Annotated in this window: 24 protein-coding genes; 6 read left to right on the top strand and 18 right to left on the bottom strand. The window is 65.9% G+C overall.

Annotation, left to right across the window (positions count from 1 at the left end):
• The first annotated feature begins 409 nt into the window (after nucleotides 1-409).
• A complete protein-coding gene (locus BLU17_RS06810; protein WP_281247802.1) occupies nucleotides 410-1,822 on the top strand; it encodes an MFS transporter in 1,413 nt (470 codons plus the stop codon).
• Nucleotides 1,823-1,921: 99 nt separating this feature from the next.
• Here BLU17_RS06810 and ltaE read toward each other — a convergent pair whose 3' ends face one another.
• Nucleotides 1,922-2,926, bottom strand: a complete 1,005-nt coding sequence (gene ltaE / locus BLU17_RS06805) for a low-specificity L-threonine aldolase (protein ID WP_091995956.1) — start codon at nucleotides 2,924-2,926, stop codon at nucleotides 1,922-1,924.
• 190 nt (nucleotides 2,927-3,116) lie between these two features.
• Nucleotides 3,117-3,842, bottom strand: coding sequence for a M23 family metallopeptidase (locus tag BLU17_RS06800; RefSeq protein WP_091995955.1), 726 nt, complete (start codon nucleotides 3,840-3,842; stop codon nucleotides 3,117-3,119).
• A gap of 276 nt (nucleotides 3,843-4,118) precedes the next feature.
• Here BLU17_RS06800 and BLU17_RS06795 point away from each other — a divergent pair, with 276 nt between their 5' ends.
• Together BLU17_RS06795 and BLU17_RS06790 are read left to right on the top strand one after the other, a co-directional pair.
• Nucleotides 4,119-4,439 carry a hypothetical protein gene (locus BLU17_RS06795; protein ID WP_091995954.1) on the top strand — a complete coding sequence of 107 codons (321 nt, stop codon included), beginning with the start codon at nucleotides 4,119-4,121 and terminating at the stop codon, nucleotides 4,437-4,439.
• A gap of 129 nt (nucleotides 4,440-4,568) precedes the next feature.
• Nucleotides 4,569-5,381 (top strand): DUF2968 domain-containing protein, encoded by an 813-nt coding sequence (locus BLU17_RS06790; protein ID WP_091995953.1) that lies wholly within the window; start codon nucleotides 4,569-4,571, stop codon nucleotides 5,379-5,381.
• Nucleotides 5,382-5,801: 420 nt separating this feature from the next.
• Here BLU17_RS06790 and BLU17_RS06785 read toward each other — a convergent pair whose 3' ends face one another.
• From BLU17_RS06785 to BLU17_RS06745, 9 genes are all read right to left on the bottom strand, one after another.
• On the bottom strand, nucleotides 5,802-6,128 hold the full coding sequence (locus BLU17_RS06785) for a DUF4148 domain-containing protein (protein WP_091995952.1): 327 nt from the start codon (nucleotides 6,126-6,128) through the stop codon (nucleotides 5,802-5,804).
• Between the two features lie 212 nt (nucleotides 6,129-6,340).
• Nucleotides 6,341-7,750: an NADP-dependent phosphogluconate dehydrogenase gene (gndA, locus tag BLU17_RS06780; protein WP_091995951.1), complete on the bottom strand. Its 1,410-nt coding sequence runs from the start codon at nucleotides 7,748-7,750 to the stop codon at nucleotides 6,341-6,343.
• Nucleotides 7,751-7,852: 102 nt separating this feature from the next.
• Nucleotides 7,853-8,473 carry a DUF938 domain-containing protein gene (locus BLU17_RS06775; protein WP_091995950.1) on the bottom strand — a complete coding sequence of 207 codons (621 nt, stop codon included), beginning with the start codon at nucleotides 8,471-8,473 and terminating at the stop codon, nucleotides 7,853-7,855.
• 21 nt (nucleotides 8,474-8,494) lie between these two features.
• Nucleotides 8,495-9,112, bottom strand: coding sequence for a pyridoxamine 5'-phosphate oxidase family protein (locus BLU17_RS06770; protein ID WP_091995949.1), 618 nt, complete (start codon nucleotides 9,110-9,112; stop codon nucleotides 8,495-8,497).
• A gap of 26 nt (nucleotides 9,113-9,138) precedes the next feature.
• Entirely contained in the window at nucleotides 9,139-10,005 is an 867-nt protein-coding gene (locus BLU17_RS06765) for an NAD-dependent protein deacetylase (RefSeq protein ID WP_091995948.1), read from the bottom strand.
• A gap of 14 nt (nucleotides 10,006-10,019) precedes the next feature.
• Nucleotides 10,020-10,286: an oxidoreductase-like domain-containing protein gene (locus BLU17_RS06760; RefSeq protein WP_091995947.1), complete on the bottom strand. Its 267-nt coding sequence runs from the start codon at nucleotides 10,284-10,286 to the stop codon at nucleotides 10,020-10,022.
• A 92-nt stretch (nucleotides 10,287-10,378) separates the two neighbouring features.
• Nucleotides 10,379-11,191 carry an SDR family oxidoreductase gene (locus BLU17_RS06755; RefSeq protein ID WP_091996070.1) on the bottom strand — a complete coding sequence of 271 codons (813 nt, stop codon included), beginning with the start codon at nucleotides 11,189-11,191 and terminating at the stop codon, nucleotides 10,379-10,381.
• 38 nt (nucleotides 11,192-11,229) lie between these two features.
• Nucleotides 11,230-12,189 (bottom strand): transporter substrate-binding domain-containing protein, encoded by a 960-nt coding sequence (locus BLU17_RS06750; protein WP_245746746.1) that lies wholly within the window; start codon nucleotides 12,187-12,189, stop codon nucleotides 11,230-11,232.
• Between the two features lie 198 nt (nucleotides 12,190-12,387).
• Nucleotides 12,388-13,797: a DUF2252 domain-containing protein gene (locus BLU17_RS06745; RefSeq protein ID WP_091995945.1), complete on the bottom strand. Its 1,410-nt coding sequence runs from the start codon at nucleotides 13,795-13,797 to the stop codon at nucleotides 12,388-12,390.
• 353 nt (nucleotides 13,798-14,150) lie between these two features.
• Between BLU17_RS06745 and BLU17_RS06740 the strand changes: the two genes are divergently transcribed.
• The gene (locus BLU17_RS06740; RefSeq protein ID WP_091995944.1) at nucleotides 14,151-14,771 is read left to right on the top strand and encodes a LysE family translocator; all 621 of its coding nucleotides are present in this window, start codon (nucleotides 14,151-14,153) and stop codon (nucleotides 14,769-14,771) included.
• A 190-nt stretch (nucleotides 14,772-14,961) separates the two neighbouring features.
• Nucleotides 14,962-15,939 carry a 2-dehydropantoate 2-reductase gene (locus tag BLU17_RS06735; RefSeq protein WP_091995943.1) on the top strand — a complete coding sequence of 326 codons (978 nt, stop codon included), beginning with the start codon at nucleotides 14,962-14,964 and terminating at the stop codon, nucleotides 15,937-15,939.
• A gap of 122 nt (nucleotides 15,940-16,061) precedes the next feature.
• Here the strand turns inward: BLU17_RS06735 and BLU17_RS06730 are convergent, their stop codons facing one another.
• Both BLU17_RS06730 and oxlT read right to left on the bottom strand, forming a co-directional pair.
• On the bottom strand, nucleotides 16,062-17,177 hold the full coding sequence (locus tag BLU17_RS06730; RefSeq protein WP_091996069.1) for a LysR family transcriptional regulator: 1,116 nt from the start codon (nucleotides 17,175-17,177) through the stop codon (nucleotides 16,062-16,064).
• Between the two features lie 22 nt (nucleotides 17,178-17,199).
• Nucleotides 17,200-18,543 (bottom strand): oxalate/formate MFS antiporter, encoded by a 1,344-nt coding sequence (gene oxlT, locus BLU17_RS06725; RefSeq protein ID WP_091995942.1) that lies wholly within the window; start codon nucleotides 18,541-18,543, stop codon nucleotides 17,200-17,202.
• Nucleotides 18,544-18,902: 359 nt separating this feature from the next.
• On the opposite strand from oxlT, the gene BLU17_RS06720 reads away from it, so the two are divergent.
• On the top strand, nucleotides 18,903-19,847 hold the full coding sequence (locus BLU17_RS06720; RefSeq protein ID WP_091995941.1) for a LysR family transcriptional regulator: 945 nt from the start codon (nucleotides 18,903-18,905) through the stop codon (nucleotides 19,845-19,847).
• 125 nt (nucleotides 19,848-19,972) lie between these two features.
• Here the strand turns inward: BLU17_RS06720 and BLU17_RS06715 are convergent, their stop codons facing one another.
• From BLU17_RS06715 to BLU17_RS33665, 5 genes are all read right to left on the bottom strand, one after another.
• Nucleotides 19,973-20,938 carry a hypothetical protein gene (locus BLU17_RS06715; protein WP_091995940.1) on the bottom strand — a complete coding sequence of 322 codons (966 nt, stop codon included), beginning with the start codon at nucleotides 20,936-20,938 and terminating at the stop codon, nucleotides 19,973-19,975.
• Nucleotides 20,939-20,989: 51 nt separating this feature from the next.
• The gene (locus BLU17_RS06710) at nucleotides 20,990-21,802 is read right to left on the bottom strand and encodes a fumarylacetoacetate hydrolase family protein (RefSeq protein ID WP_091995939.1); all 813 of its coding nucleotides are present in this window, start codon (nucleotides 21,800-21,802) and stop codon (nucleotides 20,990-20,992) included.
• A gap of 17 nt (nucleotides 21,803-21,819) precedes the next feature.
• Nucleotides 21,820-23,067 (bottom strand): formyl-CoA transferase, encoded by a 1,248-nt coding sequence (gene frc, locus BLU17_RS06705; protein WP_091995938.1) that lies wholly within the window; start codon nucleotides 23,065-23,067, stop codon nucleotides 21,820-21,822.
• 440 nt (nucleotides 23,068-23,507) lie between these two features.
• Nucleotides 23,508-24,236: a GntR family transcriptional regulator gene (locus BLU17_RS06700; protein ID WP_091995937.1), complete on the bottom strand. Its 729-nt coding sequence runs from the start codon at nucleotides 24,234-24,236 to the stop codon at nucleotides 23,508-23,510.
• The gene (locus BLU17_RS33665; protein ID WP_091996068.1) at nucleotides 24,217-24,453 is read right to left on the bottom strand and encodes a hypothetical protein; all 237 of its coding nucleotides are present in this window, start codon (nucleotides 24,451-24,453) and stop codon (nucleotides 24,217-24,219) included. Before BLU17_RS33665 ends, BLU17_RS06700 begins: the two co-directional genes overlap by 20 nt.
• Between the last annotated feature and the right edge of the window lie 216 nt (nucleotides 24,454-24,669).

Here is a 24,669-nt window from a genome sequence, read left to right as displayed (position 1 = left end):
ATGACGAAACGAGGAAGACTTGTGTGTCGGCGTGGCGACGCAAAAGTCCGGCCTCACTCGCGGGCGCGCAGATCAGTTTGCAGAGTAGTGCATTTTTAAATGCCGTGCGGCGACACGCCAGCGGGATGCTCAACACGGCCGCCGGGCACGCCGAACCTGCCGCCAGCCCACGGTCCTTGCCGCGCCGGCGGTTCCGCGCGCGTAGCGCGGCGGCAGGCGCACAGGTATCAGGGTTGGCGGTTAGTTGCGATACGGCCGCCTGGATCACCGTGAGGGCTCGCGACCAGCCTTACAGACAACCCACGCTCTGAAGCACCTCCTGCAAAACCGGACGGGCTCTGTAACAATCGCAAAATTCGTCCGCACGGTCTGCGTTGCGGCCTTCATCGTCAAACCGCCCGAGATCGTCTTGTCCGAAACCTGTTCCGCGCCGCGCGAGTCCCGCGAGACACCGCACGCCGACGCGCCCATGTCCGCGAAGAACCGCCGCGCCATGGGCGCAGTGATGCTCGCGGTCGCGCTCGCGACGCTCGACACCGCGATCGCCAATACCGCGCTGCCCGCCATTGCCACCGACCTGCACGCGGCGCCCGCCGCCTCGGTCTGGATCATCAACGCCTACCAGCTCGCGATGGTCGCGACGCTCTTGCCGCTCGCCGCGCTCGGCGACATCATCGGGCACCGTCGCATCTATATCAGCGGGCTCGCGATCTTCACGGTCGCGTCGCTCGCATGTTCGCTCGCGCCCACGCTCGCCGCGCTTGCGCTCGCGCGCGTGCTGCAAGGCCTCGGTGCGAGCGCGATCATGAGCGTCAACACGGCGCTGATCCGCTTTCTTTATCCGCCGCACCGGCTCGGGCGCGGGCTCGGCATGAACGCGCTGATCGTCGGCGTGTCGTTCGCCGTCGGTCCGACGATTGCCTCGCTGATCCTCTCCGCGGGCACCTGGCCGTGGCTTTTCGCGATCAACGTGCCGCTCGGCGTGGTGGCGCTCGTGTTCGCGCTGCCCGCGCTGCCGCAGACGGCGCGCGGCAAGCACGCCTTCGACCCCGTCGCCGCGCTGCTCAACGTAGTCACGTTCGGGGCGCTGATCTTCGCGCTAGGCGAAGCCGCGCAGCGCGCGCCCGGCGCGGAAGTGGGCGTTGCGGCCGCGGTGGCGCTCGTGTTCGGCGCGCTGCTGATCCGGCGCGAAGCCGGGCATCCCGCGCCCATGCTGCCCGTGGACCTGTTCCGCAGGCCCGTTTTCGCGCTTTCGTCGGTCACGGCCGTGTGCTCGTTCGCGGCGCAAGGCCTCGCGTTCGTGTCGCTGCCGTTCTATTTCGAAACCGTGCTGATGCGCAGCCAGGTCGAGACCGGCTTCCTGATGACACCCTGGCCCGTGGTCGTGGCCGCGGCCGCGCCCATCGCGGGCCGGCTCTCCGACCGCTATCCGCCTGGCCTGCTCGGCGCGATCGGCCTCGCCATTCTGTCGGCGGGCATGGCATCGCTCGCGCTGCTGCCCGCACACCCGGCGGTCGCGGACATTGTCGTGCGCATGGCGATCTGCGGTGCGGGCTTCGGTTTTTTCCAGTCGCCGAATCTGCGCGCGATCATGGCAAGCGCGCCGCCCGAACGCAGTGGCGGCGCGAGCGGCACCATCGCCGTCTCGCGTCTGCTCGGGCAGACCACGGGCGCGGCGCTCGTGGCGCTGTGCTTCGGGATTGCGGGCCGGCACGGCCCGACGCTCGCGTTGGGTCTCGGCTGCGCCTTTGCGGGGGCGGCCGCCATTGCGAGCGGTCTGCGGCTTTTCGCGCCGTCGCACCGGGCGGTGCGGCGCGGCTAAAGCGGGCGGCGAGGCGCAGCGGCGAAGCCCGGGAGCAATACGCCGCCAGCCAGCCTCGAACCGGGGGCGCGCCGCAAAGCGCGCCTTCCTCGCCAGCGCTCAGCGCGCGAAGTAGCCCTTCACTGCCGCCACGAACGTATCGATATCGGCAGCCGTTACGTCGAGATGCGTGACGAAGCGCGAAGCGTAGAGCATCTGTGTGAGGATGCCGCGCTCCTTCAGATACGCCTCCAGCGGCGCGCAATGCTCGTGCGGGAATTGCACGAACACCATGTTCGTGGCCTGCGACATCACCTTCACCTGATCGATCTGCGCGAGGCCGGCGGCGAGGCGCGCAGCGTTCGCATGATCGTCGGCGAGACGCGCGACGTTGTGGTCGAGCGCGTAAAGGCAAGCGGCCGCGAGCACGCCCGACTGGCGCATGCCGCCACCCAGCACCTTGCGCCAGCGGTGCGCGACCTCGACAAGCGCGCGGCTGCCCACGAGCACCGAGCCCACCGGCGCGCCAAGCCCCTTCGAAAAGCAGATCGACACCGAATCGAAGCCCGCCGCCAGCGCCTTCAAGGGCTGATTCGAGGCAACGGCCGCGTTGAACACGCGAGCGCCGTCGAGGTGCGTGGAGAGCCCCCGCTCGTGCGCGAGCCGCGTGGCCTTCGCGACGTAGTCCGCAGGCAGCACCTTGCCGCCGATCGTGTTTTCGAGCGCGAGCAGGCGCGTGCGCGCGAAGTGGTCGTCGAGCGGCTTGATCGCCGCGGCGATGCGTTCGAGCGCGATTGTGCCGTCTTCGGCATTGTCGAGCGGCTGCGGCTGGATGCTGCCGAGCACCGCCGCGCCGCCGCCCTCGTACTTATAGGTATGCGCCGCCTGGCCGACGATGTATTCGTCGCCGCGCGCACAGTGCGCCATCAGCGCGGCGAGATTGCTCTGCGTGCCGCTCGGGAAGAAAAGACCTGCCTCCTTGCCCGCTTCCTCCGCTACGCGCGCCTGCAGGCGCAGCACGGTCGGGTCGTCGCCCCACACGTCGTCGCCGGTTTCGGCGCGGGTCATGGCGGCGAGCATGGCTTCGCTCGGACGGGTGACGGTGTCGCTGCGCAGGTCGATCATTGCGATGAGATCCTCTTGGTTGGCGCGCGGGACGAACGGAGACGCGCCTCGACTGGCGCGCCCCGCGCGGCGCGAGAATCATTGAGTGTATTTTCAAACTGCCAGGCAGCGCAATGCCGGGTGGGATGCCCGGCTGAAGGCGGTCCGCGCCGCCACGGCGCGGCCACCGGGAAGCACGCCGCCATTGCGGCTAACGCGCGAGCAGCGGCAGTGGGTCGACGGGCTTGCCGTCGCTGCGGACTTCAAACTGAACGCCGGCCGTGCCCATTTCCGCGATCGGCTGGCCTTGCGAAACGGCGTCGTCTTCCTTGACGAGCAGTTTGGCGTTGTGCCCGTAGGCCGTCACGACCTGGTCGTTGTGCTTGATGATGACGAGCGGCCCATAGGCTTCGATGCCCGTGCCCGCATAGACCACGCGGCCGGCGGCGGCGGCCTTGACCGGCTCTCCGGCCGTGCCGCCGATGACGATGCCGGTGGACTTGCCCGGCACGAAGCGCTGGAGGATCGGCCCGCGCGCGGGCCACGCGAGCGCGATGGAAGGCGCGACCGGCGCGGGCATCGCCACGCCCGCCGCAGCGGGCGCGCCGCCCGGCATTGGCGCCTGGGGTACGACCGCTGCGTAGTTTGGCGGCGGTGCGACGCGCAGCACCTGGCCCGGCAGGATCTGCGCGTTCGCGGAGGGTAGCTGGTTCCAGCTCGCGATGTCCTGCGCACGCTGGCCGTATGCCGCGGCGACGCGCGAAAGCGTGTCGCCAGGATTGACGCGGTAGTAGCCCGCCGGCACGCCGCTCGTGGACATGGGCGGCGCGTTCGTGGACTCCGTCCAGGGTGTGAAAGTGCTGCTACAGGCGCTGCAGACGAGCGTGAGGGCGGCCAGCGCCGCATACGCGCCCGGGTTTCGCCGTTGTCGATTCATCTTGCTGTTCCTCGCTTGGTCCTCGCGTATGCAGGGAGATACGCATATTGGATGCGCGGCGGGCCGCAGGCGTTCGCTTGCGCGCCACATTCCGCGAATAAAGCCGGAATTGGCGAACGTCCCCATTATATCGTTCATGTTCCGACCGCCTTTTTTCACCGGCATGCTCGCCCCGCCTACGCTCGCGCGGGGCCTCGCCTATACTGGATCACGCGTAACCTGATAATCAGATGAAAGGCCTCTCGCTGCAGTCCCATGTCCCTGAGGGATTCGAGCATGAATAAAGCCACCTTTCTTTCGCTGCAACTCAACGTCGAAGATGTCGCGTCGTCGCCTGGCCTCGTCGAATTGTTGAACAACCATCTCATCTTTGCGGCCGACGTGGCCGAAGCCGCCGACGAACTGGTGCAGCACGCCAGCGTCGCGCGGCTCTCAGGCGCCCTCGAGGCGACCGTGGAAATTCCCGCCGTGGTGATCGAGCGTTTGCGCGATGCGCTCGACACGTTGAGCGGCTATGACGAAACCTGGCTTTTCGCGCTCGAACCCGGCCGTGCGCTCTTCGACGACATTGCACGCCGGCCTCGCCTGCTGCACTAGGAAGCGAGCCCGGAGCGGACCGCGCGCGAACCGCATCGCCCCGTCCCGATCGACTTGCCCGCCAAAGCAAACGTCCGGCGCCCCCGCGCGGAGCGCTTTGCCTTTGGCGCGCCATTTTGGGGAACCGCCGTGAAATCCATTCTGAACCGTCGTAACGTCGCACTTTCTGGCGGCCCCTCGCGCCTCCTCGCCGTGGCGCACGACGCGGCCACGCAACGCACCGCCGCCGCCAGCGACGCCGCCGCGCACGACCCGCACGCCGCATCCGCATCCGGTTCGCCGGCGGATTCCGTGGTCGAAATCGAGTCTCGCGCCGAGCCCGCCGCGGGCGCGACGTTGCCGGGCGAAGGGGCCAGCGGCCCGCGTCCGGTGTCCACGCTCCATGCGGTGCCGGTCATGCCGGCCCATCTGAACGGCCGCCCCGTGCAGATCGCCGACGGCGCCGCGTTCGAAGCGCTCCGCGCCGCCGACGAGCTGACGACCTTTCGCGTCTACCGCTGCTTCGCCTATACCGTGAGTCTCTTTTTCCATCCGCCCACGCTCGGCTACTTCGTCGCGCTCCATCAGGAGAGCGTACTTTGGCGCGCGTTGAAGGCCAACGACCTCGACGCGGCCGGCTCGGCGTTTCACCTCATGCAGGAGCAGGCGACGCGCCTCGCCGACGGCGAGACGCGCCGCGCGCAGCTCGTCGCACAAAACGCGGAACTCGCGCGGCTGATCGAGGAATCGGAAACGCAGGCCGAACGGCTGCGCGTCGACCTGCAGCGGCACTCGGAGCAAGAACAGACCGTGACGGGCCGCCAGCATCAGGTGCGCAAGGAAGTGGCCCAACTGGAGGCGCAGCGCATCGCCGCGCAGGCGCAGTTGAACAAGGCGCACCGGGCGCTGCATCAGCTCAAGGTCGCGACGAGCGAAGGCGTGCCGCATCTGCATGCCCGCTGAAATCGCGATAAGGATCGCGAAGCGCACCCATAAAAAAGTACGGGCCGGTTGAAAACCGGCCCGTACTGGACTGCTACAACTTACTGCAACAACCTGCTACCTGCTGCTACTGCACGGCTGCACCTCTCGTTGCGCCAGCCGACTTCAACTTCCCGCCACTCTCTGCTTACTGCTATTTCCTGCTGCAACAACTCACTGCGTGGCGTTACTGCTACTGCGTACTGCACGTGCTGCGTACTACCCACTACACCTGCTACTGCCAATACACACTGCGCACTGCAACTACCGAACAACACCTACCACTTACTGCGACTCACAACACCTTCAAACTGAAGGCTTGCTGCAACTACGAACTCACGAGGACTAACTACAGGGGGTCTTGCACCGGAGCCGCCCGAGGCGGCCCCGTTCGGTCAGCGCTTAGTGGCCGAAATAAATCTGCTGATGCGGGGCAAGACGTGCCGGCTGCACCGCCGCGCCCGACTGCGAGGTACCCACGGCCGGTGCGCCGTAACCACTGGTGTTGCCGGCGGCGAGCTTTTCTTCCGTCACGCGGGCTTCGGCGGCCTGCAGGTTTGCCGGGTAGTTCACGTAGTCAGCCGACGGGTTGTAACCGGCGTGCTCGAGTTCGACCAGTTCCGCGCGCACCTGAGCGCGCGTCAGGCCTTGCTGGCTGGACTGGGCAAACGAGATTGCCGGGATGGCAAGAGCGGCGGCAACGACAACTGCGGGGATAAGCTTGTTCATGATCACACCTCCATCTGTTTTATTTCCGCTTCGGAACACCGTGTTCGTCAGCGATTGATTACAGTGTAGGCGTCTAATTGTCCTAGGGAAAACCCTTATACATAAAAACACCGTTGCGATTTGAGCAACAAAAAAAGGTGAGCCCGTGGGACTCACCTTTTGATTCCGACAAAGACCGCAACGACAGTGCGGTTTTTTGTCTTTCGATTTCCTTATGACCAGTCGGCGTGGAAGCTGCCCGGCTTGTCGATACGCTCGAAGGTATGCGCGCCGAAGAAGTCGCGCTGCGCCTGCACGAGGTTGGCGGGCACGCGCTCTGAACGGTAGCCGTCGAAGTACGCGACGGCCGACGAAAACGCCGGCACCGGCACGCCCGCGCTCACCGCCTGGATCACCACCTCGCGCAGCGCCGTCTGATAGTTGGCCGCGATGTCACGGAAATACGGGTCGAGCAGAAGGTTGTCGAGCTGCGGGTTCTTCGCATAGGCGTCCATGATCTTCTGCAGGAAGCGCGCGCGGATGATGCAGCCCGCGCGGAAGATTTTCGCGATCGCGCCGTACTGAAGGTCCCACTTGTACTCGTCGGATGCGGCGCGCAACTGCGCGAAACCTTGCGCATACGAAATGACCTTCGAGAAGTACAGCGCGCGGCGCACCGACTCGACGAACGCCGTGCGGTCGCCCTGGAACGGCTTCGCGCCGGGTCCGGCGAGCACCTTGCTCGCGGCCACGCGCTGCGTCTTGAGCGACGAAAGCACGCGCGCGAACACGGCTTCGGTGATGAGCGGCAGCGGCGCGCCGAGATCGAGCGCGTTCTGGCTCGTCCATTTGCCGGTGCCCTTTTGCGCGGCGCGGTCGAGGATCACGTCAACGAGATCCTTGCCCGTTTCCTCGTCTTTCTTGCCGAAGATCTTCGAGGTGATCTCGATCAGGTAGCTGTCGAGTTCGCCCTCGTTCCACTCAGTGTAGACCTTGCCCAGTTCCTCGTTCGAGAGGCCGAGCACCTGTTTGAGCACCGCGTAGCTTTCGGCGATGAGCTGCATGTCGCCGTACTCGATGCCGTTGTGCACCATCTTCACGTAGTGGCCCGCGCCGTCCGGACCCATGTAGGCCACGCAAGGCTCGCCGTCCGGCGCCTTGGCGGCGATTTCGGTAAGGATGGGCGCCACGAGATCGTATGCGTCGCGCTGGCCGCCCGGCATGATCGACGGGCCCTTGAGCGCGCCTTCTTCGCCACCCGACACGCCCGTGCCGATGAAGTGCAGACCCGCCTTCGCGAGCTCCTGGTTGCGGCGGATGGTGTCGGTGAAGTGCGTGTTGCCGCCGTCGATCAGGATGTCGCCCTTCTCCAGCAACGGCTTGAGCGCGGCAATGGTGTCGTCGGTGGCTTCGCCCGCCTTGACCATCAGCAGAATGCGGCGCGGCTTTTCCAGCGAATCGACGAATGCTTCGAGCGTGTACGCCGGCACGAGCTTGCGATCCGGATATTCAGCGATCAGCTCGTCGGTTTTCGCGCGGCTGCGGTTGAACACCGAGACCGCGTGGCCGCGGCTTTCGATGTTGAGCGCCAGATTGCGCCCCATCACGGCCAGACCCACTACGCCGATTGGCTGTTTGCTCATGTTGTTTCTCCACTTCATTCATTGACGGCGCCGCCCGCGGCGCCAACCGTGCAAGCATAAGGGAAACGCCCAGGCGCCGCGCGGCCCACGTCTGCCGACCGCCTAGCGTTTTCTGAACACCAGACTGAAATTGTTCGCCGGCATCGCCACACGTGCCTCGCACACGAAGCCCTGCGCCTGCGCCTGCGCCTGCGCCTCGACGTCTTCCATGTCGCGCACGCCCCAGGCCGGGTCGCGCGCGCGCAGGTCGGCGTCGAACGCCTCGTTGCCCGGCGCCGTGTGCGCGCCGCCGCGCCGGTACGGCCCGTAGAGCACGAGCGCCCCGCCTTGCGCAAGGCGCGCACCCGCGCCTTTCATGAGCGCCTGCGCGGCTCGCCAAGGTGCGATGTGAATCATGTTGATGCAGACGACGGCGTCCGCCGCGTCGATTGGCCAAGGCTCGCGGCACACGTCGAGATCGAGCGGTTCGCGCAGGTTCGCGAGGCCGGCGTGCGCGCGCCATGCGGCGATCGAGGCGCGGGCGCGCGCGTCGGCGTCGCTGGGCTGCCACGTGAGCCCGGGCAACGCGGCCGCGAAGTGGACGGCGTGCTGGCCGGTGCCGCTCGCGATTTCGAGCACGGTGCCCCGCGCCGGCAGCGCGCCGCGCAGCACTTCGAGGATCGGCGCGGCGTTGCGCTCGGCGGCAGGCGCGGCGAGGCGGCGGGCGGCTTGCGGATCGTTCATCGTGTTGCGTTCGCGCCTCGCTCAATACAACGCGTTCTTGATGCGTTCTGCGAGACCGGCCTCGTAGGTTTCGGCATCGAACGGCTCGCCGTATTGCTCCGCGTTCACGCGGCGCAGCATGTCGCCCGCGCTCGGCAGGTGCGAGCGCTCGACATGGCGCGACGGGTCCCACAGGTTCGAGCGCACGATCGCCTTCGAGCAATGGAAGTACACGCTTTGAACGTCGATGACCAGCACCGAGCGCGGCGGCTTGCCATTCACGGCGAAGCTCGCGACGAGCGCCGCCTCGGTGCTTACGCGGCCGCGCCCGTTCACGCGCAGCATCTCGCCCACGCCCGGCACCATGAACAGCAGGCCCACCTGCGACGAGGCGACCACGTTGCGCAAGCTGTCCACGCGATTGTTGCCGGGGCGGTCGGGCAGCGCGAGCGTGCGCTCGTCGAGGATGCGCACGAAGCCCGGCGCGTCGCCGCGCGGCGAGCAGTCGAGGCCGTCCGGGCCGCCCGTGGCGAGCACGACGAACGGCGAACTTTCGATGAAGCGCCGGTAATCGGCGTTGACGTGATCGATTTCCTTGCGCAGCGCGCGTTCGTGCGGCGTGCCGTAGTGCGCTTCGAGGTCGGCTAGCGTGTTCAGCATGTCGTCTTCCATGAGGTCGTGGAGTGTCAGGCGGCGAGGCGCGCGCCCAGCGCGTCGAGCACGGCCGCGCACGGCGCTTCGACCTTCAGCGCGAGCAGCGGGTCGGCGCGCGTCCTGCCCATGTTGATCGCCGCCACGGGTTTGCCGCGCTGCTGCGCCCAGACGCAGAAGCGGTAGCCCGAATACACCATCAGCGAGGAGCCGACGACGAGCACCGCATCGGCTTCGTCGAGCGCGGCCGAAGCCGCCGCCACGCGCTCGCGCGGCACGTTCTCGCCGAAGAACACCACCGACGGCTTGAGCATCCCGCCGCACGCCGCGCACGCCGGCACGAAGAAAGCATGGGCGCCGTCGAAGTCGAGATGGGCGTCGCCGTCGGCGGCGGGTTCCGCGCTCGCGCCCGCGATGGCGGGATTGCGCGCCACGAGTTCGGGCTGAATCGACGCGCGCGAATACTGCGCGCCGCAGTCGAGGCAATGCACATGGCCGATGCTGCCGTGCAGCTCGATCACGTCGCGGCTGCCGGCGCGCTGATGCAACCCGTCCACGTTTTGCGTGACGAGCGTGCGCGCATGGCCCGCCGCGCCGAGCCGCGCGAGCGCGCGATGCGCGCCGTTGGGCTGCGCGAGCCCGACCGTCGGCCAGCCGATCATGCTGCGCGCCCAGTAGCGTCGCCGCATGCTCTCCGAGCCCAGGAACTCCTGCAGCGTGATGGGCGGCGAGCGCTTCCAGGCGCCGTTCTCGTCGCGATAGCCGGGGATGCCCGAATCCGTGCTGATGCCCGCGCCAGTCAGCACGAAAAGGCGCGGATGGCGCTCGACAAACGCCTGCAGCGCGTCGAGCGCAGCGGCGTCGAGAACGGGGACGTGGGGGACGAAGATGGATTCGGTCATGGCGGAAGGGGCAATCAGTGCGGCTCGCACGCGGACTTGCCGCTCGAAGGCGCGGCTGGTCGCGCGGGATTTTCGCGTTCCTCGGGCGGCGCTTTCGACGCCGCCAGCCGCGCCGCCTCGCGGGCTTCCCATGCAGCCAGCGCGGCGCGATAGCGATCCCTCTCCTCCTGGTACAAGTCGAAGATGCAGGGATCGCAGCCGCTATGGCAGCAGTCGTCGTTGTCGGGGCACTCGGGCGGTTGGGGGCGCGGATCGTCGTCCGGATGTGGAGGCAAAGGCATAGGCGCTCAGGCGTCGTGGCGGTTCACGGCCCAGTATACGGGACCTCGCGGGCACACGTGCGGCGGCGCCTCCGCGCTCGCCGGCGGTAGCTTCAGCCACGCCCCACGAACGGCATCTTCGTCGCCATGAGGGTCATGAACTGCACGTTCGCCTCGAGCGGCAACTGCGCCATGTGCAGCAGCGCGTCGGCGACCAGTTCCACGTCCATCAGCGGCTCGACGGCAATCTCGCCGTTTGCCTGCGGCACGCCGCGCGCCATGCGCCCGGCCATCCCGGTCGCCGCGTTGCCGATGTCGATCTGCCCGCACGCGATGTCGTAACGCCGCCCGTCGAGCGAAACCGCTTTGGTCAGGCCCGTGATCGCATGCTTGGTCGCCGTGTACGCAATGCTGAACGGCCGCGGCGCGTGCGCCGAAATCGAGCCGTTGTTGATGATGCGGCCGCCGCGCGGCGTCTGCCTCTTCATCAACCCGAACGCCGCGCGCGTGCAAAGGAACACGCCGGTCAGGTTCGTCTCGACCACGGCGCGCCAGTCGTCGACGCCGAGCTCGTCGATGTCCACGGCCGGTGCGTTGCGGCCCGCGTTGTTGAAGAGCAGGTCGAGCCGGCCGTAGCGCGTGCGGATCGTCTCGAAGAGCGCCTCGACGGCCGCCGCGTCGGTCACGTCGCAGGGGGCCGCCAGCGCCTCTTCGCCGCGCGCGCGGGCTTCGTCGGCGAGCGCTTCGAGCGGCCCGGCACGGCGGCCCGCCAGCACGACGGCAAAACCGCTCGCGAGCAACCTGCGCGCACACGCGCGGCCAATGCCGCTGCCCGCGCCGGTCACGAGCGCCACCCTGCGTGCGGGCGCCGTTGCGTCGGGCGCCGCTGCGTCGGGCGCCGGCGCAAGTTCTTGCGTATCACTCATCGTCGCCTCTTTCGGTTTGTCCAGCCGGCGGACCGTCTTCAATCGAGCGGCTGGTCATTCGGATTCGCGAACAGCGCCTTCATCTGCTCCGATACCGGATAGTCGAGATTCACGCCGGCAGGCGGAATCGGCGACTCGAACCAGCGCCGGTACAGCGCGAGCGCCTCGCCGGAGCGCTCCATCTTCGCGATGGTGTCGTCGGCAATGCGCTTGAAGGCCGTGTCGCCGCGCCGGAACATGCAGCCGTACACCTCCTGCTTCGCCGGATTGCCGACGATCGCATAAGCGTGCGCACCGCTCACGTTGCGCGCGCTTTGCGCAACCGGCGCGCCGGGCGTCGCGCTCGCCACGTAACCCGTCGCGAGCGCGGCCTGCAGGAGCGGCTCGTCCATCACGAAAGCCACGGCGCGCCCCGTGCGCACGGCGTCGACCGAATCGGCGTGCGTCTTCGCGACGACGATGCGCATGTTCATCGCGCGCTCCACGTTCCAGCGCCGCAGCAGCCGCTCTTCGGAAGTGCCCGCGGTCGTGACCACCGTGCGGCCCGCGAGATCGCCGAAGTCCTTGACCGGCGAGCCGCGCTTCACGAGCATGCGGACGCCGTACTCGAAGATGCTGTTCGAGAACCCCACGTCGCTCTCGCGCTCGCGCGTATGCGTCGCGGTGCTGCATTCGAGGTCGATGGTGCCGTTCTGCACGAGCGTGATCCGGTTCTGCGGCGTGACGACCAGTTCGCGCACCCGCAGCGCGGGAAGGCCGAGCGTTTCTCGCACGTTTGACGCGATGCGCTGGGCGATCTCGTACGAATAGCCCGTTGCATGCTCGCCGCTGGCCAGATAGGAGAACGGCACTGCGGCTTCGCGCACGCCGATGACGATCGTGCCGGTGTCGCGAACCTTGCGCAGCGTGGGGCTTTCCAGCTCCTGGGCGGCGGCAGCGCCCACGCCCGCCAGCACGCAGGCGCCGGCGAGCGCGCCGTGAAGCGCTACCGATAACACGCGTGCACGCCGTCGTCCCGCGATGACAAACCGCTTCAACCCTACCTCCCCTCGTATTTGTTTGCATGAAGCGCGCACGCGACGGCCCGTTGAGCAGATCGACCTGACGTAGACGCATGAACGCGCGCCGCGCGGCATATCAGGCTCATGCGCAGCGGGACAAAGGCGCAAGCATAGCGCGTCGCATGCCGCCACGGCTCATACGCGAAAGTCGGCTGCCATGTCCTCGTCGCTGCGCGCGACGATCGCGCCGCTGCGCGCGGCCTTGACGAACGCGTCGTAGTCGCGCTCTACCTGGTCGGCATAGGCGAACGCGTAGGCCGTCAGCGCCTCCGCGAATTGGTCGCTGCGGCCGATATACGAGCCGATCTCGATGGCCGCGCTGCCCGACTTCGCATGCGCGCGCGCAAGCGCCCAGCCGCACAGCCTCGCGTAGCCGGCGAGCAACGCGCTGTCGAGCAGCTGAAGATCGACCGAGAGCTTCATGTCGCGCAGCTGGCGCACATAGAAGTGACGACCCGAAGGCCCCGTCGTCCAGCCGAGAAAGAGGTCGCTCGCCGCCTGGAGCAGCCGCTGGCCGTGCACGACGCGCGCGCCTTCGTGCTTCGCGGACGACGACTTGAAGTACTGCGAAATGACCGAGCGCCGCGCTTCTTTCACCTGCAGGAAGAGCGGCTTGCCGTGATGATCGACGAGCAGCATCACCAGACAGCGCGTGCCCACGCTGCCGACGCCCACTACCTTGAACACGAGGTCCTGGATCGAGAAGTGATCGAGCAGCTCGCGCCGGTCGGGCGCGAGCGTTTTCGCGTATGCCTCGTACATCGGTTCGATCAGCGCGCGCCAGTCGCCAGGCGTGAACCAGTCGTCTTCGGGTTCGAACAGCGTGTTCACGCCGTGCACGTGAAAGAGCGCGGGCGGCGCGTCGCGGATCGTCCAGTGCTCGCCGTCACGCTCCGCGAGCTTTTCGAGCATGTTCTCGTGTGTGCGGTTTGCGGCCTTTTCCATGCCTCGCCGGATCAGGCGGCGGCCTTCGGGCGTGAGCGCCGTCTCCACCATGCGATCGAACGTGATCTTGTCGTACCAGAGGTCGAGCGCGCCATATTCCGCGTACTGGCGCAGACGGTCGCGATAGGTGTTCACGGCCGTCATCACCAGGTCTTCGGCGACGCCGCGCGAATAACGCATGTGTCGCGCCGCCACGACGAAGCTCGCAGCGAGGCGCTTCACGTCCCACTCCCAGGGACCGGGCGCTACTTCGTCGAAGTCGTTGAGATCGAACACGAGCTGCCGCTCCGGCGTGGCGAAGCCGCCGAAGTTGAGCAGATGCGCGTCGCCGCAGATGTCCATCGTCATGCCCGTATTCGGCACGGCCGCGAGATCGTGCGCCTGGAGAATCGCACTGCCGCGAAAGAACGTGAAGGGCGAGACGATCATGCGCCCATAGCGCAGTTGCACAAGGTTTGGCACGCGGCCTTCGCTGCTCTGGCGCAGCAGCTCCAGCGGATCGCGCTTGATGTGGCCGGTTTCCTTGTGGCTCGAACGCTTCGAGCGCTCGCGAGCGGCACGCCCGGCCGCCTCGCGTTCAGCAATGGTGCTCCCATTCATGACCTTCTCCGGTTCTTGTGTGGTCTCTCGCCGATCTGGCAAGCGGGGAAAATGCGGGGAATGCCGGGAAATTCGTCCTGCATGAACGGCTGCCTTGCGCCGTGGCCATCGCCTGCGTATTTAATCGTGCGCCCTCGTTTCGCGCAAGCAGCGTAGCCAGCCCGTGCTGTGGCGCGTTGATCGACAACATGAGCTTCGCGCGCTTCCTTCACCATGCCGCTGACTGCGCAGCACCTTTGGGCCCTCGCCGCATACGCATTGCCCGTCGATTCATTGCGCGGCGGGTCGTGCCAACCGCGTTAGAATGGCGCGATTCACGGCGCGCCGCGCGGCGCAAACCTTCGAGCGTCATCATGTCCCTCACCGCCTGGCTCTTCTTTCTGCCCGCCTGCTTCGCGCTGAACATGGCGCCTGGACCGAACAATCTTCTGTCCATCAACGTGGCCGCGCGCCACGGCTTTCTGCGCGCGCTCCTCGGCGGCTCGGGCCGGCTCGTCTCGTTCGCCGCGATGATCGCGCTTGCGGCCACGGGCCTCGCCGTCGTGCTGCGCGCGTCCGAGGCGATCTTCTTCGTCGTCAAGCTCGCGGGCGCCGCATACCTCGTATGGCTCGCCGCGCAGCTCTGGCGCAGCGACGCCAATCCCATCGGCGAGAACCTGGACAGCGACGCTTCGCTCGCGCGCCTTGCATGGCGAGAGTGCCTCGTGGCGGCTGGCAATCCGAAGGCGATTCTCGTTTTCACGGCCTTTCTGCCGCAATTCGTCGATGTCGCGAAGCCCATCGCGCCGCAATTCGGCGTGCTCGGCGCGAGCTTTCTCGCGCTCGAATGCGTGGCCATCGCACTCTATTCGCTCGCGGGCATGTACCTCGGTCGCTGGCTCACGCGCGCCACGGTGCGGCGCTGGTTCAATCGCACCTGCGGCGCGTTTCTGGGCGCAATCGGCGTGAGTTTTCTCCTCGTGCGGCGCGCTTGAACGCCAGGTTTTTGCGGCCTCATGCATAAGCTTCTCATGATGGTTTTCACGAGAAACTTTAACTGTCGTTAATCGATAGCAGCCCCTATGCTGGAACCATCGTCCGTCGCCGCGGCGAGCGGCCAGCTTTTCCCCAATGCTCGCGAACGCGCCACGGACAAGCGTTTTTCAACGTCATTGGGGTTTCAACATGAAGATCTGCATCTTTGGAGCGGGCGCGATTGGAGGCATGATGGGCGTGCAGCTCGCCCGCGCGGGCGCCGACGTGAGTTTCATTGCGCGCGGCCCGCACCTGGCCGCCATGCGCGAGAACGGCGCCCGCCTTCTGATGGATGGTGAGGAATACGTGGCGAACGTGCGCTGCACTTCCGACGCGCGCGAGCTGGGCGTACAGGACATCGTCATCATCACGCTCAAGGCGCATTCGGTGGCGGGCGTGATCGACGCGATGCAGCCGCTCATCGGCAGGCACACGGCCATCGTCACGGGCACCAACGGCATTCCCTACTGGTACTTCTACCAGCATGGCGGCAAGTTCGCGGGCACACGGCTCGAAAGCATCGACCCGGACGGCTCGCAATGGACGCGCCTCACACCCGAGCGCGCAATTGGCTGCGTGCTCTATCCCGCCGCGGAAATCGAGGCGCCTGGCGTGATCCGCCACGTGTACGGCAAGAAGTTTCCCATCGGCGAGCCTTCGGGCGAGCGCACGCCGCGCATCGTTCAGTTGCACGAAATAATGCAGGCTGCGGGCTTCGACGCGCCGATTCGCGAGAACATCCGCGACGAAATCTGGCTCAAGCTGTGGGGCAATCTCTGCTTCAATCCCATCAGCGCGCTCACGCATGCCACGCTCGACATCATCACGAGCGACCCGGCCACGCGCGCCGTGGCGCGCACGATGATGCTCGAAGGCAAGCGAATTGCCGAGCGGTTCGGCGTGCATTTCCGCGTGGACCTGGAGCGGCGCATCGACGGGGCGGGCGCGGTGGGCGCGCACAAGACCTCGATGCTCGTCGACCTCGAAAATCGCCGGCCGATGGAAATCGACCCGCTGCTCACCGTCGTCCAGGAGATGGGCGCTCTGGTCGGCGAACCGACGCCTGCCATCGACACCGTACTCGCGCTCGTAAAGCAGCGTGAGCGCATGGCGATGCAGCCGGCGTAGCGAAGGCGCGGGCCGGCATGGCGCCGCCCGTTCTTCATCGCGCGGTTGCCGGATAAAAAAACGGATCGCCCTGAGCGATCCGTTTTGCTTTGGAGCAGAAAAAACGACGCGCAAAGCGCGCGCTATTCGATGCGGGCATGCGTATGCGTGACCTGGAGCGTCGGCGTGTCGGCGCCGCGCAAGGCCACGCGCATGGGGCCGCCGTTCACGCCTCGCGCGGGCGAGCCATCGATCGAGGTCGGCGCAGCGTCGGCGTCCGGCGAGGAAGCGTCCGCGCAGGCGCCATCGGCGGCCGAACCGTCCGCCATGAACTGCGACCATGCCGCCTGAGCACAAGGCCGCAGCGAACGATGACGACGACGCACGAGCATCGTCGTCACGTTGACCACCGGATGCAGCAAGCGCGTGACGAGCGGCCACGCCGGCACCGGCCAATGACATGTAGCGTGCGCGCCTTCGCCCGCGCGATGCGCATGCTCCGCGCGCGCGCTGTCGACGCACACCGGCAATACGCCGATCCCCATGCCGAGCTGCGCCATGCGCGCCACGCCCCCCACATGCGCGAACTCCTGCAACGGCCGCCCCTCGGGCCGCAGGCCTTCGAGCGCGCGCATGACGGCGCCGCGGCAGCCCGCATCGCGATTGAGCGTGACGAGCGGCTCGCGCGCGAGATCATCCCAGCGCAGCGCCCCCTGAAGCGCCAGCGGATGATGCGCGGGTAACAGCGCGCAAAGGGGCGTGGCCGAAAGCGGCTGCACATCGAGATTGCCGCTCGCGAACGGCACACTTTCCGCGATCACGCCGAAGTCGGCTTCGCCCTGCTCGACCGCTTGCAGCACGGCCGCTTGCGGCAGGTCCTGCAGTTGCAGCGTGAGCGAGGGAAAAGCCGCCGCGCAGCGCGCGAGCGCGACGGGCATCCACGTCGACGAGAGCACGGGATTGCTCGCCACGAGCACGACGCCGCTATGCGCCTGGTGCGCGTCGCGGCCCTCGCTGAGCGCCATGTCGATCTCGTCGAGGAGGCGCCCGATGCGCCGCTCGAAGCCGCTGCCCGCGAGCGTGAGCTCGACCTGGCGCGTGGTGCGGTCGAACAGCTTGAGCTCGACCGCTTCTTCGAGTTCACGCACGCAGCGGCTCACCGCCGACTGCGTGAGCCCGAACTCGCGCGCGGCGCGCGTGAAGCTGCGCGCCCGCGCCACCGCAACGAACACCTTGAGCTGCTGGAGCGATACGTTCATCGACATGGCGGGCTCGCGCGCCTCATTCGCCGCTTTGATTGGACCAGTGCTGGAGCCCCGCGCCCGTATTGGCGGCCAGCGTAACGGAGGGCTCGTTGCTCTCCTCGCTGCTCTGCTCGATCAGACGCTTGCGCATCGGCGCGAGGAAAAGCTTGGCGCTCACGCCCGCCGCGATGGTGATGACCGCTGCCGCGACGAACACGGCACTCCAGCCGCCCGTGGCCGAGAGCACGGAGGCCACCGGCACGAGCAGCGCGGCGGTACCCTTCGCGGTGTACAGCGTGCCGGCATTGGAAGCGGCGTACTTGCTGCCGAAGGTGTCTGCGCAGATCGCCGGGAAGATCGAGAAAATCTCGCCCCAGAACAAGAAAATGAGCGCGGCGAACGTCATGAACGCATACGGGTTGGTGCCGAACTGCATCATGCCGAGCAGCGCGAGCCCCTCGCCCACGAAGATCAGGAACATCGCGTTCTCGCGGCCGATCTTGTCGGAGATGAAGCCGCACAGCGGACGCGTGAAGCCGTTGCAGATGTTGTCGATCGAGAGCGTGAGCGTAAGGAGCGGCAGCGTCGCGCCGAACACCGTCATCGGAATGCGCGCGAGGCCCCAGTCCTTCGCGATGGGTCCGATCTGCGCCGTTGCCATCAGGCCGCCGGCAGCCACCGCGACGAACGACACATAGATCACCCAGAACACCGGCTGCTTGACCATCTGCCCCGGCGTGTAATCGATCCGCGAGACGAGACGGCGGGCCGCCACCGTAACGGGGCGCGGCGCGGGCTTCACGAGCAGGAACGAGAGCACCAGAATCGACACGCCCTGGAGCACGCCGAAGAAGAAGAACGTGTGCTCGTAGCCGGAGCGCGTGATCATGTTGGCGATCGGAATCACCGTCACCGCGGCGCCGGCACCGAAGCCCGCGGCCGTGAGGCCCGCAGCGAGGCCGCGGCGGTCCGGAAACCATTTGAGCGCGTTGCCCACGCAGGTGCCGTACACGCCGCCCGCGCCGACGCCCGCGATCACCGCCGAAACGTAAAGCATCGGCAGCGTTGTGACGTAGGAGTTGATGACCCACGCGAGACCCGCGCAAACCGCGCCGCCCGCCACGACCGGACGCGGGCCGAACTTGTCGACCAGCCAGCCTTCCACCGGCACGAGCCAGGTCTCAGTCAGAATGAAGATCGAGAACGCCAGCTGGATCTCCGCCTGGCCCCAGTGATGTCGCGCGTTCATCGGTGCGACGAACAGCGTCCATGCGTACTGCAGGTTGGCAACGAGTGCCATGCATAGCATGCCCACCACCAGTTGAAACCAGCGGCTCGTCCAGAACGGACCGCTCTCGCTCCTCTGACTGATTGCATTCATCTCGCTTGTCTCCGCTATTCATTCATTGCAGCCTGCGTGATTACGGGTCTGCATAAGTTCAGGCTTATGATTTTGATTCTCTGTTTCGGTACGGCTGCTTTTTATTCGCCGGATGAATGAAAAATTCGAACGGAAATTCGTCAATCCTCATTCACCCGATCATTCCGGCATTTCACTGAAACATCATGAAACAAGGGCTTTTCTAAGCGTTGACCCTTATGAAATCGCAGTTCCGAGCGTTAACCCGAAGATCGCTGCACGGCATTCGGACGCCTTTCAACTCATGCTAGGGTGATTGCTGAATTACTCACAATTAAAGTTTGTTATTATGTGGATTCAGTTTCCTTTATGGTTCGGCCATGACGATGCGAAACGCCACGCTGCGCCAGCTCAAGGTCTTCGAGACCGTGGCGCGCCACCTCAGTTTTTCGCGCGCCGCAGAGGAGCTGCATCTCACACAGCCGGCCGTTTCCACTCAAGTGCGCCAGCTCGAAGACCATGCGGGCCTGCCGCTTTTCGAACAGCTCGGCAAGAAGATCTATCTCACGCCCGCAGGCACGGAGATGCTTCACTACAGCCGCGCGATCATCCAGCAGTTCCACGAAGTCGACGAGGCGATGAGCCAGCTAAAGGGCGTCTCGGGCGGCAAGCTCAACGTCGCCGTCATTAGCGCGGGCGATTACTTCTTTCCGCGTCTGCTGGCCGAATTCATGCGCCGCTACAAGGGCGTCGTACTCAATCTCTCCGTGCACAACCGCGAGCAACTGCTTCATCAGCTCGCTACCAACCAGACCGACCTCGCCGTCATGGTGCGTCCGCCGCACGCCACGGACGCCATCAACGAGCCGTTTGCGCCGCACCCCTACGTGATCGTCGCGGCGCCCACGCATCCGCTCGCGCACAAGCGCAGCATCAAGCTCAGCACGCTCGCCAACGAGGCGTTCATCGTTCGCGAGCGAGGCTCGGATACATGGAACTCGATGGAAGAAGGCTTCGCGGGCAAGATCACGAACCTCAAGATCGCCATGGAAATCCAGAGCACCGAAACGATCAAGCAGGCCGTGATCGCAGGCATGGGCATCGCCTTTCTTTCGGCGCATACCATCAGCCTCGAACTGCAGGTCGGCCATCTCACGGTACTCGACGTCGAAGGCTTCCCGGTCATGCTCAACTGGTACGTCGTGCACCGCAAAAACAAGCGCCTGCCGCCCGTCGCGCTTGCGTTCAAGCGCTTCCTCATGGAGGAAGGCGCGCCGCTCATCGAAAACATTACCCGGGTCTCCGAAGCGAGCTTGCATAAGTAAGGTTTTATGGAAACGCCATCAACCTTCAAGCAAGACTAATCATTCGCGTGAATAGGCGGCGTATTGCCTCGCCGGTTCCCGAAAATAATCTCGTCGCGACGCGCAAGGTGTATGGCCAACGTGCGTCAGTGCGGCCCTTGCCGTTGACGCAGCGCACCACCCCGGCTGCGCCGGCGGCGTGGCAAGTCCTGTGAGGCATGATGGCCAGCGCGCCCCGCGCAGCCGTGCTGAGCATCGCCCGCGGCCAGCCACGCGGGCTCGAATGCGCCGCCGCCGCAAGCCGCGACGAGCAGGTCGTCCGGCACACCTGCAAAGCTGGCGTTGAACGTCGCGCTGAACGGTTCGCGCAGCGGCAAAGCCTCGACGACACCCGAACGAGCGGGCCATGGGCGCTGAGCGCCGCTCATGAGCCGCGCACCTAGCGCGGCGTACAGTACGCAGCCGGCGAACAGCACGGAAATCCCGAACTCAGGCGAGGCGTGCGAGCTCACGAACCCGCAGCCGAGCGCAACGCCGAGCAGCAGCGCCACCGCATGCATGGTGCGATCGCCGCGGCCGAACGGCATGCGTTTGCGCGCGGCCCCTCGCGCCTGCGCGCTACGGCCGAACAGGCTCAGCGCAGCGCCGACCAGCAACGCACCAGCCGCCACGGCAGTAAATAACGCAATCCGTTCGATTGGGCTGCGCGCAGGCAGCAACACGAAACCAACGAAGCCGCCGACGAGCACGCTCGCGCCAAATGCAACGGCTGTCGCCGCCACCCTATGCACGCGTCGCGTGAAGTCGCGCCGGCCCGCGTGACACAAGCCGGCCAGCACGCCCGCTTCGACAGCCATTACCGCATCCGTCGCGTGCGCCCATCCCTCAGCCAGCACACCGGGCGGAACGGTCAATAGCAATGCGAACGAAATGACGAAGCCGAACCGATGCTTGTGCGGCGCACCAGCACGACCTGTGCAGCGCGGCGCGGCGTGCGAACCCCATACGCGCGCGGGCGCGAGCGCCGCCAGTTGTGCCAGTGCACAACCGAGCCATGCAAACAGCGCCCCGGCGCCCAGCCATGCCAGGTCGCCGGCCAGTTGCTCCGGCATCTCTCCTCCTCGCGCGCGGCGCATGGCCGCGCGCGTTTTCGGTTCACGCCATCAGGCCGCACCCTCAGTCGTGGCGAGCCGCTCGTTTTCACCGCACGCAGCAGCGAGCGCATTGCTCAACATGCCGATCCCTTCGATCGAGACCTCGACGGTTGCACCCTCAACGATCGAGCCGACGCCGAGCGACGTGCCGCACGCAATCACGTCGCCCGGTTCGAGCGTCAGGTCCTGCGAAATGAGGCTCACCTGCTGCGCCGGCGAAAACACCATGTCGTCGAGCGGATAATTCTGCCGCTCCACGCCATCGAGTCGCGTGACAACGCGTGCGCGCCGCCAGTCGAACCCGGAAACGATTGCCGGGCCGAGGCAACAGAATGTATCGAAACCTTTGGCGCGGCACCATTGCGGGAAGTGCGGATTCTCGGTGATGAGGCCCGCGGCCGTGACGTCGTTGACGATCGTGTAGCCAAAAATCGCGGCCTCGGCTTCCGCGACGCTCACGTCGCGGCAACGCTTGCCGACCACGATGCCCAGCTCGCCTTCGAACACGATTTTTCCCGCATAGTGGGCAGGACGCCGAATCAATTCGAACGAACCGATCACCGAAGCAGCGGGCTTGATGAGGAAAAGCGGATGCGAGGGCACCGGCTTTTCCAGCTTCGCGGCGAGCGCGTGAAAATTGTTCCAGAGCGCGATCACCTTGCCGGGGGCGAGCGGCGCGAGCGGCGTGAGCGCGCGCAGCGACAGCACCGCGCCCGTGGGCACCGGCTGATCGATCCCTTCGTATTCGTGCAGGTACCCGTTCTCGACGCGACCGAACACAACGCTGCCGTCGCTCGCCATCAAACGCATCCATGTTTCCATGCTTCGCTCCTTTGGTTTCAAACAGCGCCGGAGGCGCGCAGCGAATGGATCTCATCCTTCGTATAGCCGAATTCGGCGAGGACCTCGTCGGTGTGCTCGCCCAGCATCGGCGAACGCGTGACTTCGGTCGGGCTGTCCGAGAGCTTGATCGGATTGCCCACCGTGAGGTACTTGCCGCGCACCGGATGATCCACTTCGACGATCGTGCCGCTGGCGCGCAACGATTCGTCGGTGGCGATCTCCTTCATCGAAAGAATCGGGCCGCACGGAATGTCGTGGCGGTTGAGCACGGCCATCGCCTCGAACTTCGTGCGATGCATGGTCCAGTGCTCGATCTCGTCGAAGATCGCCTTGAGGCGCGGCAGGCGCGCGTTCGGCGTTGCGTAGTCGGGATCGTCGATCCACTCCTCGCGTCCAATCAGCTTGCAAATGCGATTCCACACGGGCGCCTGCGCGATGAAGTAGATATACGCGTTCGGATCGGTCTCCCAACCCTTGCACTTGAGAATCCAGCCCGGCTGGCCGCCGCCCGACGCATTTCCTGCGCGCGGCACGGCCTCGCCGAAGCCGTCGTTGGGGTACTGCGGGTACTCCTTCATGACGCCGGTGCGCTCAAGGCGCTGCTGGTCGCGCAGCTTCACGCGGCACAGGTTGAGCACGCCGTCCTGCATGGCAGCGAGCACCTTCTGGCCGCGGCCCGTGTGCGTGCGCTGATAGAGCGCCGTGACGATGCCGAGCGCGAGATGCAGGCCCGTTCCACTGTCGCCGATCTGTGCGCCGGAAACGACCGGCGGGCCGTCGTCGAAGCCCGTCGTGGAGGCCGCGCCGCCCACGCACTGCGCGACGTTCTCGTATACCTTGCAGTCCTCGTAGGGACCAGGGCCGAAGCCCTTCACCGAGGCGACGATCATGCGCGGATTCAGCGTCTGGATCTGCTCCCAGCTGAAGCCCATGCGCTCGAGCGCACCAGGCGCGAAGTTCTCGACGAGCACGTCGCAATCGCGAATGAGGCGCTCCAGCACGCGTTTGCCTGCCGGGTTCTTGGTGTCGAGCGTGAGCGAACGCTTGTTGCCGTTGAGCATCGTGAAATAGAGGCTGTCCGCATCCGGCAGGTCGCGTAGCTGTTCGCGCGTGATGTCGCCGGCGCCGACGCGCTCCACCTTGATTACGTCAGCGCCGAACCAGGCGAGCAGTTGCGTGCAGGTGGGTCCCGACTGCACATGCGTGAAATCGAGAATGCGCACGCCGTTCAATGCCTTGCCCATGTCATGTCTCCTTGTTTGATCGTAGCCGGGCGAGTTTTCGAAAATCGGTGAGTTGCGTGGGCAGGGGCGTTTCGCGCGATGGCGCGACATCTGCGTCCTTCTGCAATACGGTATGTGATATATCACATCGAAGCAAGAGGAAAATTGCTCCTCGGGAATGCCATTAGGAGACCGCTGAGGTCTTGCCTGTCTTGGCTTTGATGCAAATCGAACGACATTGACGCACTGCACAGGAGGGAAAACCCCGAGCGAACGGGAGGGCTGATATGCCAGATTTCGTGTGAGGGATGGTGGGGAGGCGGCGCGACGTCTTCAGGGGTGCCAGGAATTGATGCGCATAAAGTCGGGCCAGCGATGGCCCGCCGCGAGGTACGTAAACGCGAAACGGGAGACGCGCGGGTCTCCCGTTTCGCTGCTGAATGCAATGCCCGCTACCGGCCTCAATCGAGGAAATCGCAATTCTTCTCGACGTAGGCCGCGAGATCGAGCGAATGCTGACGCACGAGCTTTTCCGCCAGCTCGGTATCGCGCTTCTCCAGCGCCTCGATGATGCGCAGGTGATCGACGATCGAGCGCGAAGCCCGATCGCTCTGCGAAATCGTCATGCGCCGAATGGCGCGCACGTGCACGAAAATGTTCTTGATCGTGTCGAGGATGACCTGCGATCTGGAAAGCTCGACGATTGCCTGGTGAAACGCGATGTTGGCGTCCGAATACTCGGCGATATGCTCGGCCGGCGTGCTGTCGCGGAAGTCGTCGAACATGTGGCGCAGCCGCGCGATTTCCTCGTCCGTGGCGTGGATCGTCGCGAGACGTGCGGCCATGCTTTCGAGCGCCGCCCACATCTGGATCATCTCGACGATCTCGCGCTTGCTCTTGCGCACGATGTAGATGCCGCGACGCGGCACCATGCGCAGAAAGCCCTCCTGCTCGAGCAGCGTCATGGCCTCGCGCACCGGCGTGCGGCTCACGCCGAGCGACTCGCTCAGCACGCGCTCGTCGAGCCGGATTTCCTCGCGCGACTGATAGATGTCGGCGTCGGCGATGGCCTGGCGCAACATGGCGTACGCCTGATCGCGCAGGCTCAGCGTGGCGTTGATGGGTTGCAGCGCCAGTTTGAGCGGTGCGGCTTCCCGGGTTGCTACTGCTTCAGTTTGTTCTAACGACATTGATTGCCTCTTTTCCGACCTGCGGGCGGATTCGCGGACCGAATTGTGCACGACGCGCCTGCTTCACGGGCGGCGCCTCGCCCAAACCGGCAAACCGGCCGTGCTGCGCAGCCTGCTCGACAGCGGACTGCGGCAACCAGCGCGCGATCAAGACCGTAGCGGCAGCGCCCAGACCCACGACCGCCGCCCCGAAAAGTGCGAGAGAAACGAAATCCATTTGAAGCTCCGCAAGATTGAGTAATCGAATGACTCAATCATATGCTGCGTCGCGACAAAAATCAATATTCTGTATGTGATATATCACATAGAGTCGTTTCCGCACAACATCCGCAAGCGCCTTTGGTGCTGAATTCCCACATTGTGAGAACAACCAGATTTGCCGCGAAACGACCAATGCTAGTGAGAAATCGGCACCGTCCGCAAGGGGGATATG

Origin of the sequence: Paraburkholderia lycopersici (genome assembly GCF_900096975.1) — a bacterium.
Lineage (GTDB): Bacteria > Pseudomonadota > Gammaproteobacteria > Burkholderiales > Burkholderiaceae > Paraburkholderia > Paraburkholderia lycopersici.
The sequence above is the reverse complement of the archived record's forward strand: the minus strand, read 5'-3'. Positions and strand labels throughout refer to the sequence as shown.

Coding starts and splice junctions, on each gene's coding strand:
- ltaE (WP_091995956.1), bottom strand. CDS start 2,926: ATGATCGACCTGCGCAGCGACACCGTCACCCGTCCGAGCGAAGCCATG.
- BLU17_RS06800 (WP_091995955.1), bottom strand. CDS start 3,842: ATGAATCGACAACGGCGAAACCCGGGCGCGTATGCGGCGCTGGCCGCC.
- BLU17_RS06795 (WP_091995954.1), top strand. CDS start 4,119: ATGAATAAAGCCACCTTTCTTTCGCTGCAACTCAACGTCGAAGATGTC.
- BLU17_RS06785 (WP_091995952.1), bottom strand. CDS start 6,128: ATGAACAAGCTTATCCCCGCAGTTGTCGTTGCCGCCGCTCTTGCCATC.
- gndA (WP_091995951.1), bottom strand. CDS start 7,750: ATGAGCAAACAGCCAATCGGCGTAGTGGGTCTGGCCGTGATGGGGCGC.
- BLU17_RS06775 (WP_091995950.1), bottom strand. CDS start 8,473: ATGAACGATCCGCAAGCCGCCCGCCGCCTCGCCGCGCCTGCCGCCGAG.
- BLU17_RS06770 (WP_091995949.1), bottom strand. CDS start 9,112: ATGCTGAACACGCTAGCCGACCTCGAAGCGCACTACGGCACGCCGCAC.
- BLU17_RS06765 (WP_091995948.1), bottom strand. CDS start 10,005: ATGACCGAATCCATCTTCGTCCCCCACGTCCCCGTTCTCGACGCCGCT.
- BLU17_RS06760 (WP_091995947.1), bottom strand. CDS start 10,286: ATGCCTTTGCCTCCACATCCGGACGACGATCCGCGCCCCCAACCGCCC.
- BLU17_RS06755 (WP_091996070.1), bottom strand. CDS start 11,191: ATGAGTGATACGCAAGAACTTGCGCCGGCGCCCGACGCAGCGGCGCCC.
- BLU17_RS06745 (WP_091995945.1), bottom strand. CDS start 13,797: ATGAATGGGAGCACCATTGCTGAACGCGAGGCGGCCGGGCGTGCCGCT.
- BLU17_RS06740 (WP_091995944.1), top strand. CDS start 14,151: ATGTCCCTCACCGCCTGGCTCTTCTTTCTGCCCGCCTGCTTCGCGCTG.
- BLU17_RS06735 (WP_091995943.1), top strand. CDS start 14,962: ATGAAGATCTGCATCTTTGGAGCGGGCGCGATTGGAGGCATGATGGGC.
- BLU17_RS06730 (WP_091996069.1), bottom strand. CDS start 17,177: ATGAACGTATCGCTCCAGCAGCTCAAGGTGTTCGTTGCGGTGGCGCGG.
- oxlT (WP_091995942.1), bottom strand. CDS start 18,543: ATGAATGCAATCAGTCAGAGGAGCGAGAGCGGTCCGTTCTGGACGAGC.
- BLU17_RS06720 (WP_091995941.1), top strand. CDS start 18,903: ATGACGATGCGAAACGCCACGCTGCGCCAGCTCAAGGTCTTCGAGACC.
- BLU17_RS06715 (WP_091995940.1), bottom strand. CDS start 20,938: ATGCCGGAGCAACTGGCCGGCGACCTGGCATGGCTGGGCGCCGGGGCG.
- BLU17_RS06710 (WP_091995939.1), bottom strand. CDS start 21,802: ATGGAAACATGGATGCGTTTGATGGCGAGCGACGGCAGCGTTGTGTTC.
- frc (WP_091995938.1), bottom strand. CDS start 23,067: ATGGGCAAGGCATTGAACGGCGTGCGCATTCTCGATTTCACGCATGTG.
- BLU17_RS06700 (WP_091995937.1), bottom strand. CDS start 24,236: ATGTCGTTAGAACAAACTGAAGCAGTAGCAACCCGGGAAGCCGCACCG.
- BLU17_RS33665 (WP_091996068.1), bottom strand. CDS start 24,453: ATGGATTTCGTTTCTCTCGCACTTTTCGGGGCGGCGGTCGTGGGTCTG.